Here is an 18,321-nt window from a genome sequence, read left to right as displayed (position 1 = left end):
TCAAATAGCATAACAGACACGGCCTAGTGACATGCACTTTGCAGATGGAGACAGCGTTCAAATGATGGTTTTAAAATTGCCGTGGATCTAGTTTGCGCGTAAAGAGGAAGGGATTAGACCTTCCTTCTCTTCTAATTTGCCTGGAAGGGGAAGAGAAATCATCCCAACAATCTTATAAATATTTTGATTTTGTGAGGTGGCATCCTGTCTCTGTCGGTGTGATTCCAAAGGGCGGTTAGAAAGCTAAGGGTTTAGAAAAGATTATTGAGAAAGTAAATTTTCCTCCAGAACGTGTTTATGCATTTGATGACGGGCTGAATGATAAAGAAATGCTATCATAGTCTCGCCATGGGAAATGCTGAAGAAGAAATAAAAAAGGTCGCAAAATATGTAACCAAAGCAGTTGATGACGATGGGATTCATCATGGTCTTCGTATGGTTGGTCTTTTATAATATTATTTTCTGGAGTCTATTGAATAAATAATATAGAAGGAACCAATATATTTGATGTTAGGAGAATAAAACAAAAACAAATACCGTAATGCGAAAAAATAAAATTGAGGGCAGGAAAATGGGATGTTAAACGAGAAAAATCAAGAGCGTGATATTTATGTGGAATGGGCGAAAAATCTAAAAATTAACGTAAATGACTCTGAGAGGGAGTTCCTATGACAAATAACAGAACGAATCCTAAGGTTGATGAATTTTTAAGTAAAGCTACAAAGTGGAAGGAAGAATTTGAGAAGTTGAGAGCTATCGTTCTTGACTGTGAGCTGACCGAAGAATTTAAGTGGAAGCATCCTTGTTACACGCTTAATAATAAGAACATCGTTTTAATACATGGATTTAAAGACTATTGTGCGCTTCTGTTTCACAAAGGCGCCTTGTTACAGGATGCCCATGGGATTCTCATCCAACAAACGGAGAACGTACAGGCGGCACGCCAGATCCGGTTCACCAATGTTCAGGAAATTGATGAAATGGAAACGATCTTGAAAGCTTATATTCGTGAAGCCATTGAAATTGAAAAAGCCGGATTGGAAGTGGATAAAAAAAAGAATACAGAATATAAAATTCCTGAAGAACTTCAAAATAAATTCGATGAAATCCCTGCTTTAAAAGCAGCTTTTGAAGCACTGACCCCGGGACGGCAAAGAGCATACATTCTTCATTTTTCTCAAGCCAAACAAGCCAAAACCCGAGAGGCGAGGGTTGAAAAATGTGTGCAGAATATTCTCGATGGAAAGGGATTAAAGGATTAATATATTCGATGAGAATATAAATTGATCATACAAGGGAACTTGATAAGCTGGGGAGGTATCTAAACAAGAAACATACCAAATGAACCTACAAGGTACATTGCTGCTAAATAAGGTCAGAGTAGAGAGTGATTTGGATTCTCCTGGCCGTTTGGATATTGCTGAGGAATTGATTGAACAAATAATGGAACACGTTTTTTACTGTGATGTTGCTCAAAAGAATCATAGTTTGCGGTTATAGCTAACGTGAGTGCAAAAGTTCAACCATGTTTAACATCTTAGAGACTGAAGGTATGGAGTCTGAAGGAATTAGCTACTATATGTAAAAGAAAAACAAGCATCATGTTAAATGCTTGTTTTTCGTAAGGCATCATTCACTTACTACTGAGATGTTGTCTATTGATTAATACTGTATGCGTGAAAAAGTGCGGTGTCAGCTGTAGTCAAACGATTACTGACTAATGAATAACCATAATGTCAATGAGTCGCTTGATTTTTTCATTGTCGCCTGTATCAACGTACACCTTTTTTGTATTATTAATGATATTCTCAGTCACATCCCGCATCACGCCTTGATCTAGATCATCAGCGGAATCCCAGCGTAAAGGGACATTGTATACATGAATCGTGCCATCTCCATTTCCATGATAAGTGACTGATCCATCCACTAATCGAGAACCAGCTAACTGGATCACATCTTCTGGATAGCTCGCACTTGTATCATCATTAGGATTAATCGGTTCGCCAGCTGAAATGTGCCGAACATTCAATTCATCTATCTCTTGATTGGGTCCAAGCTGCAGCCAAGCTCGGGCATATTCGATTTTTTCAGAAGAGTATGCCGCCAATACATTGCCCTCTTTACCTTCCTCGTCGTTTTTTACTTCTTTTGATGAAGTTTCATTTGATTCATCCGCTGCGGTTTCTTTAGAAGAATGTTCATTTGAAGCCTTTGTTACGGATTCTTCTGATTCATCCTTGCCTATTTTGGTGCTATCTTCAGTCCCGTTACGATTTTCGTCAGATGGTGCAGCAGTATCATGATTTGAAGACTGTTTTGATTCCTCATTCTCACTGCCCGTACATCCGGCAAGCAATAAGGCAAGCAGCAGCAGGGCAACATTACTATAAAATATCTTTCTCAGTTTCTTCATTATTTCATTCCTCTCCATCAACTCGGTTTCAGCTTCATATAAAAGTTCTTTATCTAAATATTACCATGTGATAGATATGATCGTTTTGAAATTTGTTTAAAAAGAGGAAACGATTTTAGGTCAATCCTGGAGACCGGCTGTTAGCTTCGCCGAAACTTAAGAATTCTTAAGAACTTTTGTCCCTAATTCTTCAGGTTTTGAATGTAAAGTAGGGTAAAGTACCCCGTTTCAAGCGAGGTACACCTTGGACATAAATCTTGCAGATGATCATATCAACATAAAGAGTGTTGATATGATCAATTTTTGAACAGAAAAACGAGTTTCTTTTTATTGGCTCTATCAGTAAAAAACATACCAAACAAATTTGGTATGTTTATTTCACATATAAAAAATTTTCTCTATCAATTGGGTATCATGTATTTAGATGCGTATCTTTTCAGATTCAATGAAACCTTCTACACCCGGAAATGGTGTATCTCATTGCGGGTAGAATACACAGTCTTTATGGCAGAAGCCTTTTAGAGCATCGTTTCTGGTTAATCGTTTCAAAAAAAGACTTGCTGATTCTTTATTGTTTTCAACGGTCATCATGACCCCTTCTGTCATTAAATAAACATTTAAAATGAATATGATTCGCCATCATCAGGCACTAAGACACGAGAGGAGATTCTTTTTTCATGAATAAAGGATTTTAATTCTTCTCTTGATAATCCCCAATGGTTTACAGCTTCCATGTGGCTCACGATGATGTTTGCTTTTGGAGCAGCCTTATACGTTTCATAGATATCTTCTTTACCCATAACGAGAGAACCGCCTTCATAGAATTGATTATCTCCGCCGTTCACTACAATAATTTCTGGCTGATGTGTATCAATCTCTTCTTGAACCGCATCATACCAGACAGTATCTCCGGCTACATATAACGTTTTCTCACTTTGGTGCTTGAACACAACGCCGCAAACAAGACCTGCAAGTTTTAGAATGTCTCCTCTTCCGTGTTCGCCTTTGGTTTTGATTAGCTGAATGCCTTCAAAGACGGTATCATTTGTTAAAACTTCGACGTTTTTGAACCCGGCATTTCGTATTTCTGCTGCATCCTCTTTATTTTGGGAGAACAGCTTGATATCTTTTGGCAATACCTTTTTAGCTGCCTCATCCCAATGATCATCATGTAAATGAGTTACAATGACAGCATCAATATGATGAATAATATGATCGACAGAAGTTGGCAATTCAACCAAAGGGTTGTTTTGGTCCTGTCTTGGCGCGTTTGGGAATGGAGGATAAGCTCCTTTCTCGGCTAACATTGGATCTATTAAAAACGTTTTGCCTGCAAATTCGACAACAAGTGTGGCATTACGGATTTGTTGAATGTTCATGTATAAAACTCCTTTTCATTAATATGTGTATAGTGTACATACAGCCACTGAATAAATACATGGAACAAATCAAGTCTTTCTGTCGATTGACTTGATTTTTGAAAGTATGTAATTTATTTTGTATAAATTGTCACTGAGCTAGAATCAGGATAATTTAAGAAGGGTGCAGGACTGCACCTTGATATAGAGATGATGATGTTATTTTAGCGAATATTGAAGGGATTTGATTTCATGTTGGATCACACAGACATGCAAATATTAGAGGAGTTATCTCAAAATAGCCGTATTACGATGAAAGAATTAGGTGAGAAAGTTCATTTAACAGGGCAGGCAGCAGCCTCAAGGGTGGCCAAATTAGAAGACAACGGTGTGATTGAGGGATATACAATTAAAGTGAACCAAGTGAAATTAGGGTGTTATATTCATGCTTTGCTTAATATCTATACAAAAAGCACCCATCATCAGCCATACCTGTCATTTATCAAAACACAAAAGAAATATGTCATGAATAATTATAAAATCAGCGGGGATGGCTGTTATCTGCTTGAATGCAGATTTCCGTCTAATGAAATGTTAGATCAATTTTTAGTGGAGTTAAACAAGCATGTCAATTATAAATTGTCGATTGTGATTAACAAATAGAGAGACCTACTACTTTATTGAGGGCCTGGTGGATAAAAACCGGTCAGGTTCAAGTCCTCTCGGCCGCATCAATGATACCAAGGGCTGCGATCCCTTGGTATTTTTCATGCTTTCATTTATTATCGTCACCCGGCTTTTTTAAAGTAAGTCTGCCTACTTTGCGAATCGCCGAGCAGCTGCCACGCACATGATAACGGCGATATTCACTGCTACGAGTGCCCAGCCCACTTTCTCGTGCAGAATTACTGAGGCAAGCAGCAGTCCAAAAAAGGGCTGAAGAAGCTGCAGCTGACCAACCGCTGCAATTCCGCCTTGGGCGAGACCTCGATACCAGAACACGAAGCCGATCAGCATGCTGAATAAGGACACATAGGCAAGACTGAGCAGCGCAGGAACGCCGATGCCCGACCATGAGTCCGGTGTAAAAAAGAACGACAAAGGCAGCATCAGAGGAAGCGACAGAACGAGTGCCCAAGAGATCACCTGCCAGTTCCCCAGACGCCGTGAGAGCTTAGCCCCTTCTGCATAACCAAGACCGCATACGACGATAGAAGCCAGCATGTACGCGTCGCCGAGCGGGGATGATCCTCCGCCTTGGATCAGAGCGAATCCTGCTACTAGTAAGCTGCCAGCAGCTGAGAAAACCCAGAAGACTGGGCGGGGGCGTTCACCTCCGCGCAGTACCCCGAAGATCGCTGTCGCGAGTGGAAGGAGACCGACGAAGACAATGGCGTGTGCGGATGTGACATACTGAAGCGCTAAGGCTGTCAGCAACGGGAAACCGATCACCACGCCGAACGCTACCACCAACAGCGGGGTGATGTCTCTTTTGGCAGGATGCTGCTGCCGGAAGATGAGAAGGAGACCCCCAGCCAATACACCAGCTATCGCAGCGCGGCATACGGTGAGGAACAATGGGTTGAAGTCCGTCACAGCTAAGCGGGTTGCAGGCAGCGAGCCGCTGAAAATGAGTACGCCTATAAAACCATTTATCCAGCCATTTGTTGTTTTGTTCATTGCAATCACTCCAAATATGTTTCTTTTTAACGATCTGGATTTTCTTAACAAAACCAGTATCTAAGGATTACAATGACTATAAACTGGAATTGGCCTTTTATAAACAGCCAGTTTTCATAAAAAAATGCATACCAGTTAGGAGAACAACGTGCAAATGGATATCACGCCTTTTTTGAATAGAAATCTGGATATTCCGCTTTATCAGCAGCTTTATCGGTATTTCAAAGAAAACATGCATCAGGGGCATATTCAAAAAGGAATGAAGCTCCCTTCAAAAAGACTCCTGGCGAGTCAGCTTTCCATCAGTCAAACGACTGTAGAACGTGCCTATGAACAGCTTGCCGCTGAGGGCTATATTATGAGCAAGCCAAGAAGCGGATGGTTTGCTGATTATCATGATTCTGATTTTTCCTATCGTAAAATGCCAAGTACATCACCAAGTAAAGAGAAAGCACAAGAACATAAACAATGGATTGATTTTCACTATGGAAACGTAGATTCTTCTTACTTCCCTTTTTCCGCATGGCGAAGAAGCATGGTCAATAGTTTAGACCAATATGGCCACGAGCTTTATCAGCCGGGACATGTTTTAGGAGAGTTTGAGCTGAGAACACTCATTGCAGAGTACCTGTATCAATCACGCGGTGTTCATTGTATCCCTGAACAAGTCATCATAGGTGCCGGGAACCCTATTCTTCTGCAAATCTTGTGCCAAGTTTTTGAACCGAATATTTCCATAGGATATGAGGATCCCGGTTATCCAAGAGCCCGCAAGATTTTTGAAGCCAATCGGATGAATATACTTCCTATACCGGTTGATGATGAAGGAGTCTGCATACAGAAGATCAAAGAACAACAGCCCAACCTTGTATATGTCACGCCTTCTCACCAATTTACGCTGGGAACCATTATGACGATTAACAGAAGAATTGAACTGCTCAAATGGGCGGCTGAAAATCAATCTTTTATCATAGAGGATGATTATGATGGGGAATTTAGATACACAGGACAGCCGGTTCCTTCCTTACAAGGGCTTGACAAGCATAATCGTGTCATTTATATGGGCACTTTTTCTAAGTCTCTTCTTCCCTCGCTGCGTATCAGCTACATGATTCTTCCTTCGGATCTTTTAAAAAAAGGCCATGAAATCACATCCTTATATAAGCAAACGGTGTCCTGCCACAGTCAGCTTACGCTAGCTGACTTTATAAAAAATGGAGAGTGGCAAAAACACATCAACAGAATGAGAAAGCTTTACCGTAAAAAAAGAGCCATTTTACTTGAGACTGTACAAAGAGAATTAGGGGAGCATGTCAGGATTCGCGGAGAAAACTCTGGACTTCGTATCTTACTGGACGTTTATTTGCCATTTAGTGAAAACGAGTTAATTGAGAAGGCAAAGGAACATGGAGTGAAAATTTATCCTGTATCTCTTTCATATAAAAACCATCCTCCTACAAAAACGGTCTCACTTGGATTTGCAGGAGTTTCTGAATTTAACATCCAAGAAGGGATAAAAAAACTGAAAGCTGCCTGGAAATTATGAGGGAGCTTTTAGTTTAGATTATAAAATACTTTTGATATTCAAAGGATGGCGGTTTCTTCAATGGTGAAATATTGTTTCATGCAATTGATCCACCTTTTTCTTTCTCTTTTTTCTTACTCTTCATGAAACGCTTTGGAGGATAGGGAGCTGAAGAAGCCTCCGAAACGATTTTTTTATTTGCTGTTTATCAGTGCTAAAATAAAAAAGTACACAATTGACAAAAATAGAGGTGTAACAATGAAGTTAGATGAGTTTACAATTGGACAGGTATTCAAAACGAAATCATTAAAAGTAACAAAAGATGATATTATGCGGTTTGCAAGTGAATTTGACCCTCAATATATGCATTTAGATGAGGAAAAAGCGAATAAAGGCAGATTTAACGGAATTATCGCTTCTGGCATACAAACGCTAGGCATTTCTTTTAAACTTTGGATTGAAGAAGGTTTCTATGGAGACGATGTGATTGCTGGAACAGAAATGAATAACATTAAATTCATAAAACCCGTGTATCCAAATGATGAACTCCATACAATTGTTGAGGTTCTTGATAAACAGCCAAAGAGAAACGAAATGGGAATACTCACTGTTTTGTTGTCTACTTATAATCATAAAGAAGAAAAAGTATTTGAAGGTGAGTTATCGGTATTGATTAAACAATAACTTAGAAAGCCCGCTTTTATAAAGTGGGCTTATTCAAATACGATGAAAGATTTTAGCGGGTTTCTTTTGAAAAATAGGAGTGTAGAACATCATAAACGATGGGCAAAGAAGTAAACCCCTCATTTTCCAAAAAATGACCTCCGTGTTGGACTTCATACAACGCAGCGTCAATTTGTTGTGCTAGATCCATGCTCCATGCAAATGGCACAATTTGATCGTCCCTAGAAGCAATGACAGCACGGTGCTTTGCGGACCTGATGATTTTTTGATCATCAAACGATCCCTCTGTAAATTCATCTAACATCTTTAAATTAGGCAATGATTTGGCAAAGCCGGAAACAAGGATGATTCCGCCAAGTTGTTCGCGCAATTGAGTACGTTCCAAAAATCTCAAAATGGCAGGACACCCTAAGCTGTGAGCAACGACATACGTATTTTTATGTAAAGTGTGTTGATTAGAAGAGAGTGTATCCAGCCAATCTTCAAGTTTTGGCTCAAGCGGATTAGGCATGTCTAAAACTTCTGCTTGAATGTCGTCTGCGAGCAGGCTTTTTTTCAGCCATGGAAACCAATGGTTTGCCGAAGAGGCTTTGTAGCCATGAATGATATAGACTTGTTTTGTCATTTTTTCCTCCTAACAAAATATTTTTATTTAGTATAAAATTCCTCTCATTGGTAGACAAGTACGCACTTTTTTGTAAGTAGGTTTATTCATGAGGTGCGCCTTGTGTTATCCCCCACTTGCACATTTCATCTATAAGGGGATACAATGACAGCCCTTTGTCTGATAACGAATACTCTACTTTGAGGGGGATTTGGGAAATTTCCGTCCGCTGAATAAGGCCGTCGGTTTGTAATTCCTTAAGCTGTGCGCTTAACATTTTATGGGTGATTACGGGCATAGCCCGTTTCAGCTCGCCGTATCTCATCGTTTTTTCACACCCTAACTCATAGAGAATTCTCATTTTCCACTTGCCCCCTATAAGAGTTAAGGTGTATTCAAATGGGGCTTGTTTGCTGCGGCATAAGCTATTCAATGTAATCAAACCTCCTTTTAAAAAGTATAATATCAAAATGAATCAGGATATTCGGTGTTCTGATCCGGGAGCGTACTTGATAATCTAGTGCACAAAGAGGTTCAAGGCTTCTCGTTTTTATGAAGGATACCGAGGAATTTAAGTTACTTGGTATTTGTGCTTTAAACGGACTGCTAGATCACACCTGTATCAGGTGCATGTTGAATGTTCTAAGTCATAAAGGGTTACCTTATCTTTTAGATTTGTTATTCTCTCGGTTTATATATGGGGTAAAGTGGTATCGGAAGCGATCTGCTTACAAAAATACCTGATTGTCCTTTTTAATAAGCATGTTTTTAGCCGGAAAAATCTATTATGGTATAGTTAAATATAACGAAATATTTAAGAAATGAGGAATGGTATGAATACAATCAAAAAACAAAAGAAATTTAAAGCAAAAAAGATTCTGCAAGTCATCATGGTCATTATCGGAGGAATCATAGCGGCATATGGGTTAGAAACAGTTTTGATTCCGAACAGTGTCTCTGATGGAGGGGTGACAGGCCTCAGCATTGTTGGTTCACAGCTATTCAATTTGCCGCTGGGGATTCTTATTGCTGTTATTAACATTCCATTTGTCTGGTTAGGATATAAGCAAATTGGGAAAAGTTTTGCGTTATTATCAATTATCGGAATTATATCACTCGCCGCGGGGACAAGTTTTTTCCACCACACACCCGCTATTATAGAGGGAGATACCTTGTTAATCACCGTTGTTGGCGGGATTATCCTTGGATTCGGAATGGGGTTGGCGCTGCGAAATGGCGGCGCATTAGATGGAATTGATATGCTTGCTGTGCTCCTATCCCGAAAACTGCCATTCGGAACGAGCGATCTCATTTTATTCCTAAACCTTTTTGTGTTTATTTTTGTTTCCACTGTATTTGGCTTGCAAGGGGCATTGCTTTCAGTCATTGCTTACTATATTGCATCGAAAGTCATTCATGTCGTTGAGGAAGGCTTAAGCGGTTCTAAAATGTTTCAAATTATTACAACCCAACCTGAATTGATGGTAGAGACCATACGTGATCAACTAGGCAGAAGCGCCACATATAAAGAAGCTTACGGGGGTTTTTCCCACGAGAAATTTAAAGAAATCACATGTGTCATCAACCGCTTAGAAGAAACCAAACTAAAGGAAATTATTAATGATATTGATAAAAGTGCCTTTGTGACCGTATATGACGTAGCTGAAGTGAAGGGCAGCAATTTTAGAAGTCTCAATCATCATTAGAAAAAAGAATGACCTTTTAACGGTAACTCTCCTTGCCGCCAGTGATATAATCAAAAACGCTTTATTGAGGGTCACGGGTGAATAACCTGAAGGCCTAATCTTAGAAATACCAAGGGTTTTGACGCCCTTGGTATTTTTGTATTTTGCTGATTTTATGTTTAAAACCAGCTTTACGTGTTGTTTCGATTTTATTGATTTTGTCTCTGTATTTTTCTCGCCAGTCCTTCATGTGAAAGGTAATAGGTTCTAACGTTCTTCCAAACTCGGTTAATGAGTATTCCACTTTTGGAGGGACCTGTTTATAAACCTCGCGGTGAATCACGCCATCCCGTTCAAATACCCTTAATTGTAAAAAAACATATGTTGGGTAATTTTAGGACATAGCCTTTGGGATTCATTAAACCTCTTTTTACCGTCTTGAGATGATAAAGGAGAATGCCTTTCCACTTACCCCCGATGATATCTAATATTGTCTCCACGGGGCATCCTTCAAATTCATCCGAAGAATAATCAATAGCAAGTTTTCGATTTCTCAAGCCGTTCACTTCTATTTATTTGATGTTTATCATATAAATGATTGATTATATAAATAAAAACTTATATAATCACGGTGTAACAAAATCTAATGATTCACAGCGCTATGGTTGCGTGGACAGTGACTCAGGTTTACGTTTTTGGCCCATATATAATGATTTGGTTATATATTAATTTGAAGGAGGGGTCCATTTGACTGTTGATTCAAAAATAGGAGTTGCTGCGATGACCTGCTGTTTAAAAACACTTAGTGATCAAACAAGGCTCATGATGATGAAACTATTTCTTGAAAAAGAGTATTGTGTCTGTCAATTGGTTGATATGTTTGAGATGAGTCAGCCTGCCATAAGCCAGCATTTGCGAAAATTAAAAAACGCAGGGTTTGTGAACGAGGAGAGAAGAGGGCAATGGCGTTATTATTCAATCAATCAATCATGTCCCGAGTTTGACATATTGCAATTTCTTTTACAACAAATTGATCAGGAGGACGATTTGTTAAAGAATATCAAACAAAAGGAAACTCAATCGTCTTGCTAGTAAGGAGGTATTTGATTGACTTCAGTCATTTTGGCGTTAGTCATCTTTTTATTCACTTTAGTATTGGTCATATGGCAGCCGAGAAACTTGTCTATAGGGTGGTCAGCCTGTGGAGGAGCTGTTTTAGCTCTCATAGCCGGAGTTGTCAGTTTTCATGATGTGTTAACTGTGACCGGGATTGTTTGGAATGCGACATTGGCATTTGTGGCCATCATTATTATATCGCTAATCCTCGATAACATCGGTTTCTTTGAATGGGCAGCGCTTCATATGGCTAAGGCTGCAAAAGGAAACGGTGTGCGGATGTTCGTTTATGTATCTATATTAGGGGCTATCGTCGCCGCATTATTTGCAAATGACGGTGCCGCCCTTATATTGACACCGATTGTATTAGCGATGGTTAGAGCTTTAAACTTCAATGAAAAATTGGTTTTTCCTTTTATCATTGCCAGCGGTTTTATTGCAGATACGACCTCGCTTCCATTAGTCGTGAGCAATTTGGTCAACATTGTTTCAGCGGATTATTTTCATATTACGTTTATTGATTATGCATCCAGAATGATTGTTCCCAACTTGTTCTCACTGCTGGCGAGCATCATTGTACTTTACCTTTTCTTTAGAAAAAGCATACCAAAACGCTATGATCTCACTGAGGTGAAAAAACCTGTTGAAGCCATAAAAGATCAGAACATGTTCAAACTATCATGGTATATCCTGGGGCTGTTGTTAGTTGGATATCTTGCAAGTGAATTCTTATCTATCCCTGTATCAGTGGTAGCGGGTATTATTGCACTCTTTTTCTTAATTGCCGCCCAAAAGAGCCCAGCCGTTCATACAAAAAAAGTACTGAAAGAAGCGCCATGGGCTATCGTGTTCTTTTCAATTGGCATGTACGTTGTCGTGTACGGTGTCCGTAATGCTGGATTGACAGATGTCCTTTCAGATGTGATTCAAGCCGTGGCTGATCAGGGAGTGTTTGCGGGTACGATTGGGATGGGCTTTATCGCAGCGATTCTTTCTTCCATTATGAACAACATGCCAACTGTCATGATTGACGCACTGGCAATTGCCGGCACAGATACACATGGGATGATGAGAGAAGCGCTTATATACGCAAATGTCATAGGTTCAGATTTAGGGCCTAAAATCACGCCGATTGGTTCCTTGGCGACACTATTATGGCTCCATGTCCTTTCACAAAAAGGTGTGAAGATTTCCTGGGGAACGTATTTTAAAACAGGAATCATTCTGACAATCCCAACATTATTGATTACACTTGTCGGCCTATATATTTGGCTGATGATCATCCATTAATGTCTAAAAGGAGAAGATAAACATGTCAAAGAAAACAATCTACTTTTTATGCACCGGAAACTCTTGCCGCAGTCAAATGGCTGAGGGATGGGGGAAAAAATATCTTGGAGACAAGTGGAACGTGTACAGCGCAGGAATCGAAGCTCATGGGTTAAATCCTAATGCTGTCAAAGCAATGAAAGAAGCAGGGATTGATATTTCCAATCAAACTTCAGATATCATTGATCCGAACATTTTAAACAATGCTGATTTAGTTGTAACTCTCTGTGGGGATGCAGCTGACAAATGCCCAATGACACCGCCGCATGTAAAACGCGAGCATTGGGGATTTGATGATCCGGCAAAAGCACAAGGAACGGACGAAGAGAAATGGGCGTTTTTCCAAAGAGTCCGTGATGAAATTGGAGACCGCTTAAAACAGTTTGCTGAAACTGGGGAATAAAAAAACAAAAGGAAAAGCTGAGATATACTCAGCTTTTCCTTTTTATATATAAGTGGATGATCTAGCAATGTATTGTTCAACAGGTGTCTGCAGGCTAAGTGCAAACACCTGTTTTTTGGTTTAACTTGTCTGTGATCCGTGAACTGTCCGCTTAAAAGGGAAGTTAATTAGCTTGCGACAGAGGAAAATTGTTTTGTTAACAGAATCGTAAAGGAAACGCTGTTTTAAGGAGTTGTCAGTTTGCAGGAGTTAACAATAGAAAAATATAACGGCTTAAAAACATTGTTTGATGAAACATTTTGCCCAACATTTGTTTATTCAATATTAGAACAAACCATTCCGGGGGTTGTTTATGTAGATGACCAAACATTCCCTAGATCGTTTTTTATAGGGACTGAATCAGGAATTTATTTTATTGCAGGAGAACAAGGGAATCGAGCTTTTAATGATTTCATTGCAGGATATTATGAAGAACAAATGAAATCAACAAAACGATTTACCCTGTTTTCTTCTAACAATACATGGGATAGAGTAATGAAAACGATGCTGAAAAACGATTTGAATCAAATGAATAGAGTGGCATTTTCTTTTCAGCAAAAACCTTCTAAAACGGGTTTGGAACTTCCAAAGGGGCTTGTATTGAAAAGAATAGATGAAGACGTCATTTCATACAGTACAGAGTTTAACAGATCTTATTATGAAGAGTATTGGGATTCTGTTTCACAGTTTTCTTCTAAAGGTTTTGGGTTTGCCGTATTACATGGCAATCATGTTGTTAGTGAATGTACCTCTATATTTTTAGGGCATAATCGTGCAGAAATGGATATCTATACACTTGAAGAATATAGAGGCATGGGTTTAGCTTATTGTGCAGGAAGTGAGTTTATCAACTTTTGTTTGAAAAATGGGATTATTCCTAGTTGGGATTGTGATGCACGCAACAATTCGTCCATTACTTTAGCAGCTAAACTAGGCTTTAAGGCAAAAACCGAATACACTATTTTCTATTCTGGAAAATCGTGATGAAAAAGATCCTTAAAATATTCTTTTTCATTAAGTACACTTTTCATAAACTGGCCTTAAACCCGGACAATGGTGAGATGGCATGTTGTCATTTTGATGATATCGTATGAGCGGTAAGGCAAGGCGAACAATTACCGATGAAAATCAACTGTAAATAGCAGAAGGCGAGTTTGTTAGGGCATAAAACATTTGTCAAATAAAAATAAGAGAAGAGATAAGAACTCTTCTCTATACCTATATTTTAAGATTCTAAATTCAGTTGCTGGCGCAGTTCTTTAGATATGTCCTTTCTCGTTTCATCCGTGCATATGTAAGAGCAACCTTTCCATCAAGGTGCTGCTCCCCTTTTGGTATATGCACTCCTTCAAGGGTGAAAGGGAACTCATTATTCACTGTGATTCCGCCAATAGCATCTACAATGTCTTTAAAACCTTCCATTGATGCTTAAGCTTATAAAGAAGATACCAAATGATGTAGGTATCTTTTTTATTTTTGTCTAAGCGCGTTTCCATACCAATTCATTTTATTTGGTTTTAAATAGGTGAAACACACCCCGCCGACTGTCACCACTCCGCCTAGCAGAGAAATGAATGCGGGTATTTCACCTATCCACAACCAAGAAATAAGCAAGGCTAAAGTTGGTGTTGCATAAAGCGAAAGGGTTGCTTCTGATGAGCCGACGAGTGAAGTGACATATGCAAGGGCAAAGTAAGGCACGATTGTTGGCAGCAAACCTAAATAAACAATAGACAATGTTGAGTTCATGGAAGCGTTCATCATCTCTCCGCCTAAGCCTGGCAGAAACATAAGCATAGGTATAGTTCCGCCCCAAATTGAAAATGTAACGAATCGGATAAAGCCATATTTTTTTATATAGCGGGGTTGAAAAACGAAATAAATACTCTCCGAAAAAGCGGCCAGCAGGATGAACAAAATACCTTTCATTGAATAGGTATAGTCTCCAGGCCCAAATGCAATCAATGACACACCCAATAAACTGATCATAGAGCCAATCCATTTCGTAAATCCAAAATGCTCTCTAAAAAACAGGCGGGATAACATGGCAGAAAAGATCGGTGCTGTGGTGACGAGTAAGCTTGCAACGCCAGCACTAACTGTTTTTTCACCGATATTCAGCAAAATGTGATAGAGTGCAAAACCTAAAACTCCTAAAAGAAAAATGCCAGGTATGTCTTTTATGTCAGGCCCGCGCATCTTAGTCAAAAAAGCAAAAAGCAATAAAGCTATAGAGCCGATTAACAAACGAAATAAAGCAAGGTGTTCTGGTGTGTAACCTTCTAAGCCTGTGCGAATTCCCGGAAAAGCTGATGCCCACAAACCGATCATCAAACTGTTAGATATAATCATTTGAACTGTTTTCTGTTTCATATTTCTCACTCCTCTTTACAAAATCCAACCAGTTATATAATGTGTTTCTATACTAATAAAGATTTTGTGGTGTGGCTTCAACCAGTTAAACAGTTTTTGACCCAACCAATTTAATTACAAGGAGACTGCTTTCATGAGCTTACTAGAAGAAAAAAGATGAAAAAGCTTCCTAAGTACAGACAAATCGTTCATTTTATTAAGGAGAAAATAGGAAATGGAGAGTGGCCGATTGGAAGCCAAATTCCAAGCCAGCGTACGCTTGCAAAAGACTTTCAGGTAAATCGAAGCACAGTGATTACGGCCTTAGAGGAATTAATGGCAGATGGGTTAATAGAAGGCAGAATGGGGAAAGGCACAGTTGTTATCAACAATACATGGACACTTTTAGCTAAGAATTCTGCTCCTAATTGGGGTCAATATGTAACCTCCGGGATTCAGCAGCCTAGCCATAAAATCGTGCAAGAGATAAACCAATCAGAATCAAATACGGATCTGATACAGCTTAGTAAAGGCGAGCTTTCAACTGAGATTTTTCCTTTAACTGCTATGAAAGAGATGATGGGCAAGGTATCTCAAAACATGGAAGCATTCGGATATGAGGAACCGAAAGGATATTTTCCGTTGAGAGAGGCATTAAGCAACTATTTAAGAACCTTTGGAATCAATGCCTCACCTTCTTCCATTCTAATTGTGTCGGGAGCATTGCAAGCTCTGCAGCTGATATCAATGGGGCTTTTGCAAAGGGGATCAACCGTTTATCTTGATCAGCCATCCTACCTATATTCATTACACGTATTTCAATCAGCTGGCATGAAATTGACTGGGCTTCCTATGGATAATGAGGGGCTTTTGCTAGAAAATCTTCAAATGACAAGAGGGGAACGGGGAAGAGCTATATTATATACAAATCCTTGTTTTCATAATCCGACCGGTATTTTAATGTCGCAAAACCGGCGGGAAGAAATCCTTGAAGCTAGTGAGAGTACACAGCTTCCCATTATTGAAGATGACATTTATCGTGAGTTATGGATAGATGGAATTCCGCCATATCCTATTAAAACAATAGATAAAAGTGGGCATGTGCTATACATAGGCAGTTTATCAAAAACATTAAGTCCGGGCTTGAGGATTGGATGGATAGTCGGACCGGAACCAGTAATTGAACGTTTATCTGACATTAAAATGCAAACAGATTACGGGTCCAGTTCGTTATCTCAGAGAGTAGCGGCTGAGTGGTTTACATCCGGCCAATACCAGCAGCATTTAGAAAAGGTTAGACAGCAATTAAAAGTGAGAAGAGAATTGGCCTTGAGTGCATTAGAAACCCATTTGAAGGATGTTGCGACATGGAACATGCCAAAGGGAGGGTTCTTTGTCTGGATAAAAATATTGCCTTCAATATCAATGAAATTACTTTATACTAAAGCTTTATCAAAAGGGATTCTTCTCAATATCGGCAGTATATATGCTCAGGAAAAAGGGAATTATGTTCGCTTATCATATGCTTATGCATCCCTTGAAGACCTTCAAAAGGGGATTTGTGAGTTAGGTTTGATGATAAAAGAATTGGCAAGTAAGTAACTACTTAAAAAAAGACCAAGCCCAATAACCGCTTGATCTGATGAGTTTTATACCTTCATTTTTTTATATTCATCATGAAATTGATCTATTTTCCTAAACAGTTCTTGTATAAGTGTGCCTGTTATAAATGGATTGAGTAACACTGCCCGCAGCCAGCGATGTCCCTTAAAATCTGGCAGTGACAAGAAGATATATTCTTCTGTCAATAAGAACTGCTGCAGTTCCAAGTTCCAGTTATCCCATTGATCAATATCAATATCATTCGGTATACCTCGAAAGCAGCAGATGTTTGTATCAGGCTGACAATAAAGCTCAAGAAAAGGCCGCTGTTTTACTTGTTTTATAAATTCTTCTTTTAATGCGAAGCTTTCGTTTATCAACTGATTGTATCCTTTTGTTCCAAGGTGTTGAAGTGATAAGTATAATTTTAAAATATCCGCATGTCTTGTGCCTTGAACGCCTATTTCTCCCAGATTAATAAAATCAGTATCATTCATATAAGGGGCAGATATGCGAAAATCTGTTTCAAGGATTTCACGGTTTTTAAAAAGAGTCATTGCACAGGTCTTTGTGATGTACATCCACTTTTGCGGATTAAAAGTAACGGAATCAGCCATTTCTATACCAGCCAGTTTATCACGATATTCGTCAGAAAAAATGAGAGCGCCGCCATATGCTGCATCTACATGTAACCACAGTCCGTTTTTCTTTGTAATTCTTGCAATAGGCAAAATTGGATCTATACTTCCTGTCACAGTTGTTCCGGCAGTTGCGACAACAGCAAATGGAATGTTGCCTTCACTCTTTGCATGTTGAATTTTTGTTTCCAAATCATAGATATCCATGCGTGCCAGATTGTTGCTTTTTACAGGAATAATACTAGAGGTTCCTAAACCGAGTATCATAGCTGCTTTGTGCAGGGAAGTATGGCTTACATCTGAAACAAAGATGACAGGCTGCCCAGAAAGCCCACATATACCTGTCTTTTTTACATTCAATTTAAAATTTCTTGCTGCTGTAAGTGCATGAAGATTAGCAAGGCTTCCGCCGCTTGTCATAACTCCCCCTGACTTATCATCATATCCGAACATACGGGCAATGGTTTTGAGTAACTGTACTTCCATTTTTGAAAAAACAGGGGACATTTCAAGGCTTAGCATATTGTTATTAATGGAACTGCTAATGAACTCCCCCACGCATGACATGAGAGTGGGGATTGAATCCATATGCCCCATATATCTTGGGTTTTGAGGATTCATTGAGTTTTTGATGATAACCTGCAGGTTTAGCAAAAGTCTTTCAAGCTCTATACCAGTCTCGGGTATAGAACTATAATCAAACGACTCCATAGAAGGCAGTGTCTCTCGCTTTGCAGCATGAATTGAGTTTTCAATAACTAATCCGACTAATTGATCTACTAACCCCCTTATGTCATTTACATTGTGTCCATTAGGGTCTATGAATGCGTTGTTAGGTAAAAAAGACAATTCCATAGAGGGCACACTCTCCTGTCATTACAATTTTTTCAATT

17 protein-coding genes and 3 pseudogenes are annotated in these 18,321 nt (G+C 39.2%); 11 read left to right on the top strand and 9 right to left on the bottom strand.

Translation table 11 applies throughout. The features are described from left to right. Positions 1–107 precede the first annotated feature (107 nt). Positions 108–453 (top strand): annotated as a pseudogene (locus AC4CV5_RS17565) (HAD hydrolase family protein); the annotation flags it as partial. Positions 454–668: 215 nt separating this feature from the next. Further along, the gene (locus AC4CV5_RS17560; RefSeq protein WP_456520753.1) at positions 669–1,262 is read left to right on the top strand and encodes a YdeI/OmpD-associated family protein; all 594 of its coding nucleotides are present in this window, start codon (positions 669–671) and stop codon (positions 1,260–1,262) included. A gap of 455 nt (positions 1,263–1,717) precedes the next feature. On the opposite strand, the gene AC4CV5_RS17555 is transcribed toward AC4CV5_RS17560, so the two are convergent. Further along, positions 1,718–2,413, bottom strand: coding sequence for a YdeJ family lipoprotein (locus AC4CV5_RS17555; RefSeq protein WP_456520754.1), 696 nt, complete (start codon positions 2,411–2,413; stop codon positions 1,718–1,720). A gap of 617 nt (positions 2,414–3,030) precedes the next feature. Then, positions 3,031–3,792 (bottom strand): MBL fold metallo-hydrolase, encoded by a 762-nt coding sequence (locus tag AC4CV5_RS17550; protein WP_456520755.1) that lies wholly within the window; start codon positions 3,790–3,792, stop codon positions 3,031–3,033. A 231-nt stretch (positions 3,793–4,023) separates the two neighbouring features. On the opposite strand from AC4CV5_RS17550, the gene AC4CV5_RS17545 reads away from it, so the two are divergent. Then, complete coding sequence (locus tag AC4CV5_RS17545; RefSeq protein WP_222143601.1) at positions 4,024–4,434, top strand: Lrp/AsnC family transcriptional regulator; 411 nt, start codon at positions 4,024–4,026, stop codon at positions 4,432–4,434. A gap of 153 nt (positions 4,435–4,587) precedes the next feature. Here AC4CV5_RS17545 and AC4CV5_RS17540 read toward each other — a convergent pair whose 3' ends face one another. Further along, on the bottom strand, positions 4,588–5,451 hold the full coding sequence (locus AC4CV5_RS17540; RefSeq protein ID WP_490923450.1) for a DMT family transporter: 864 nt from the start codon (positions 5,449–5,451) through the stop codon (positions 4,588–4,590). 154 nt (positions 5,452–5,605) lie between these two features. Here AC4CV5_RS17540 and pdxR (AC4CV5_RS17535) point away from each other — a divergent pair, with 154 nt between their 5' ends. Continuing rightward, complete coding sequence (gene pdxR, locus AC4CV5_RS17535; RefSeq protein ID WP_490923449.1) at positions 5,606–6,997, top strand: MocR-like pyridoxine biosynthesis transcription factor PdxR; 1,392 nt, start codon at positions 5,606–5,608, stop codon at positions 6,995–6,997. 237 nt (positions 6,998–7,234) lie between these two features. Further along, on the top strand, positions 7,235–7,660 hold the full coding sequence (locus AC4CV5_RS17530; RefSeq protein WP_166854177.1) for a MaoC family dehydratase: 426 nt from the start codon (positions 7,235–7,237) through the stop codon (positions 7,658–7,660). A 52-nt stretch (positions 7,661–7,712) separates the two neighbouring features. Here the strand turns inward: AC4CV5_RS17530 and AC4CV5_RS17525 are convergent, their stop codons facing one another. Next, a complete protein-coding gene (locus AC4CV5_RS17525) occupies positions 7,713–8,285 on the bottom strand; it encodes an alpha/beta hydrolase (RefSeq protein ID WP_456520757.1) in 573 nt (190 codons plus the stop codon). An 82-nt stretch (positions 8,286–8,367) separates the two neighbouring features. Continuing rightward, entirely contained in the window at positions 8,368–8,697 is a 330-nt protein-coding gene (locus AC4CV5_RS17520; RefSeq protein WP_456520758.1) for a winged helix-turn-helix transcriptional regulator, read from the bottom strand. Positions 8,698–9,097: 400 nt separating this feature from the next. Between AC4CV5_RS17520 and AC4CV5_RS17515 the strand changes: the two genes are divergently transcribed. Next, positions 9,098–9,970, top strand: coding sequence for a YitT family protein (locus tag AC4CV5_RS17515; RefSeq protein ID WP_166854174.1), 873 nt, complete (start codon positions 9,098–9,100; stop codon positions 9,968–9,970). Positions 9,971–10,070: 100 nt separating this feature from the next. Here AC4CV5_RS17515 and AC4CV5_RS17510 read toward each other — a convergent pair. Next, positions 10,071–10,506, bottom strand: a pseudogene (locus tag AC4CV5_RS17510) (winged helix-turn-helix transcriptional regulator). A gap of 223 nt (positions 10,507–10,729) precedes the next feature. Here AC4CV5_RS17510 and aseR point away from each other — a divergent pair. The 4 genes from aseR to AC4CV5_RS17490 all read left to right on the top strand — a co-directional run bounded on the left by aseR (position 10,730) and on the right by AC4CV5_RS17490 (position 13,820). Next, the gene (gene aseR, locus AC4CV5_RS17505) at positions 10,730–11,041 is read left to right on the top strand and encodes a metal-responsive transcriptional regulator AseR (RefSeq protein ID WP_376768339.1); all 312 of its coding nucleotides are present in this window, start codon (positions 10,730–10,732) and stop codon (positions 11,039–11,041) included. A 15-nt stretch (positions 11,042–11,056) separates the two neighbouring features. Continuing rightward, complete coding sequence (locus tag AC4CV5_RS17500) at positions 11,057–12,355, top strand: arsenic transporter (RefSeq protein ID WP_222143606.1); 1,299 nt, start codon at positions 11,057–11,059, stop codon at positions 12,353–12,355. 22 nt (positions 12,356–12,377) lie between these two features. Continuing rightward, positions 12,378–12,797, top strand: a complete 420-nt coding sequence (gene arsC, locus AC4CV5_RS17495; RefSeq protein WP_166854171.1) for an arsenate reductase (thioredoxin) — start codon at positions 12,378–12,380, stop codon at positions 12,795–12,797. A gap of 240 nt (positions 12,798–13,037) precedes the next feature. Next, positions 13,038–13,820, top strand: coding sequence for a GNAT family N-acetyltransferase (locus AC4CV5_RS17490; protein WP_490923448.1), 783 nt, complete (start codon positions 13,038–13,040; stop codon positions 13,818–13,820). Positions 13,821–14,108: 288 nt separating this feature from the next. Here AC4CV5_RS17490 and AC4CV5_RS17485 read toward each other — a convergent pair. Continuing rightward, positions 14,109–14,261 (bottom strand): annotated as a pseudogene (locus tag AC4CV5_RS17485) (LCP family glycopolymer transferase); the annotation flags it as partial. 45 nt (positions 14,262–14,306) lie between these two features. Continuing rightward, a complete protein-coding gene (locus tag AC4CV5_RS17480) occupies positions 14,307–15,209 on the bottom strand; it encodes a DMT family transporter (RefSeq protein ID WP_490923447.1) in 903 nt (300 codons plus the stop codon). A gap of 156 nt (positions 15,210–15,365) precedes the next feature. On the opposite strand from AC4CV5_RS17480, the gene pdxR (AC4CV5_RS17475) reads away from it, so the two are divergent. Further along, positions 15,366–16,790, top strand: a complete 1,425-nt coding sequence (gene pdxR / locus AC4CV5_RS17475; protein WP_490923446.1) for a MocR-like pyridoxine biosynthesis transcription factor PdxR — start codon at positions 15,366–15,368, stop codon at positions 16,788–16,790. Between the two features lie 47 nt (positions 16,791–16,837). Here the strand turns inward: pdxR (AC4CV5_RS17475) and AC4CV5_RS17470 are convergent, their stop codons facing one another. Next, positions 16,838–18,283, bottom strand: a complete 1,446-nt coding sequence (locus tag AC4CV5_RS17470) for a pyridoxal phosphate-dependent decarboxylase family protein (protein ID WP_490923445.1) — start codon at positions 18,281–18,283, stop codon at positions 16,838–16,840. Positions 18,284–18,321 lie beyond the last annotated feature (38 nt).

It is taken from the genome of Bacillus sp. NS1 (assembly GCF_058248265.1).
The sequence above is the reverse complement of the archived record's forward strand: the minus strand, read 5'-3'. Positions and strand labels throughout refer to the sequence as shown.

What these genes read in the sequence shown, in the direction of transcription:
- AC4CV5_RS17560 (WP_456520753.1), top strand. Translation starts at nt 669, where the DNA reads ATGACAAATAACAGAACGAATCCTAAGGTTGATGAATTTTTAAGTAAA.
- AC4CV5_RS17555 (WP_456520754.1), bottom strand. Translation starts at nt 2,413, where the DNA reads ATGAAGAAACTGAGAAAGATATTTTATAGTAATGTTGCCCTGCTGCTG.
- AC4CV5_RS17550 (WP_456520755.1), bottom strand. Translation starts at nt 3,792, where the DNA reads ATGAACATTCAACAAATCCGTAATGCCACACTTGTTGTCGAATTTGCA.
- AC4CV5_RS17545 (WP_222143601.1), top strand. Translation starts at nt 4,024, where the DNA reads ATGTTGGATCACACAGACATGCAAATATTAGAGGAGTTATCTCAAAAT.
- AC4CV5_RS17540 (WP_490923450.1), bottom strand. Translation starts at nt 5,451, where the DNA reads ATGAACAAAACAACAAATGGCTGGATAAATGGTTTTATAGGCGTACTC.
- pdxR (WP_490923449.1), top strand. Translation starts at nt 5,606, where the DNA reads ATGGATATCACGCCTTTTTTGAATAGAAATCTGGATATTCCGCTTTAT.
- AC4CV5_RS17530 (WP_166854177.1), top strand. Translation starts at nt 7,235, where the DNA reads ATGAAGTTAGATGAGTTTACAATTGGACAGGTATTCAAAACGAAATCA.
- AC4CV5_RS17525 (WP_456520757.1), bottom strand. Translation starts at nt 8,285, where the DNA reads ATGACAAAACAAGTCTATATCATTCATGGCTACAAAGCCTCTTCGGCA.
- AC4CV5_RS17515 (WP_166854174.1), top strand. Translation starts at nt 9,098, where the DNA reads ATGAATACAATCAAAAAACAAAAGAAATTTAAAGCAAAAAAGATTCTG.
- aseR (WP_376768339.1), top strand. Translation starts at nt 10,730, where the DNA reads ATGACCTGCTGTTTAAAAACACTTAGTGATCAAACAAGGCTCATGATG.
- arsC (WP_166854171.1), top strand. Translation starts at nt 12,378, where the DNA reads ATGTCAAAGAAAACAATCTACTTTTTATGCACCGGAAACTCTTGCCGC.
- AC4CV5_RS17480 (WP_490923447.1), bottom strand. Translation starts at nt 15,209, where the DNA reads ATGAAACAGAAAACAGTTCAAATGATTATATCTAACAGTTTGATGATC.
- pdxR (WP_490923446.1), top strand. Translation starts at nt 15,366, where the DNA reads ATGAAAAAGCTTCCTAAGTACAGACAAATCGTTCATTTTATTAAGGAG.
- AC4CV5_RS17470 (WP_490923445.1), bottom strand. Translation starts at nt 18,283, where the DNA reads ATGGAATTGTCTTTTTTACCTAACAACGCATTCATAGACCCTAATGGA.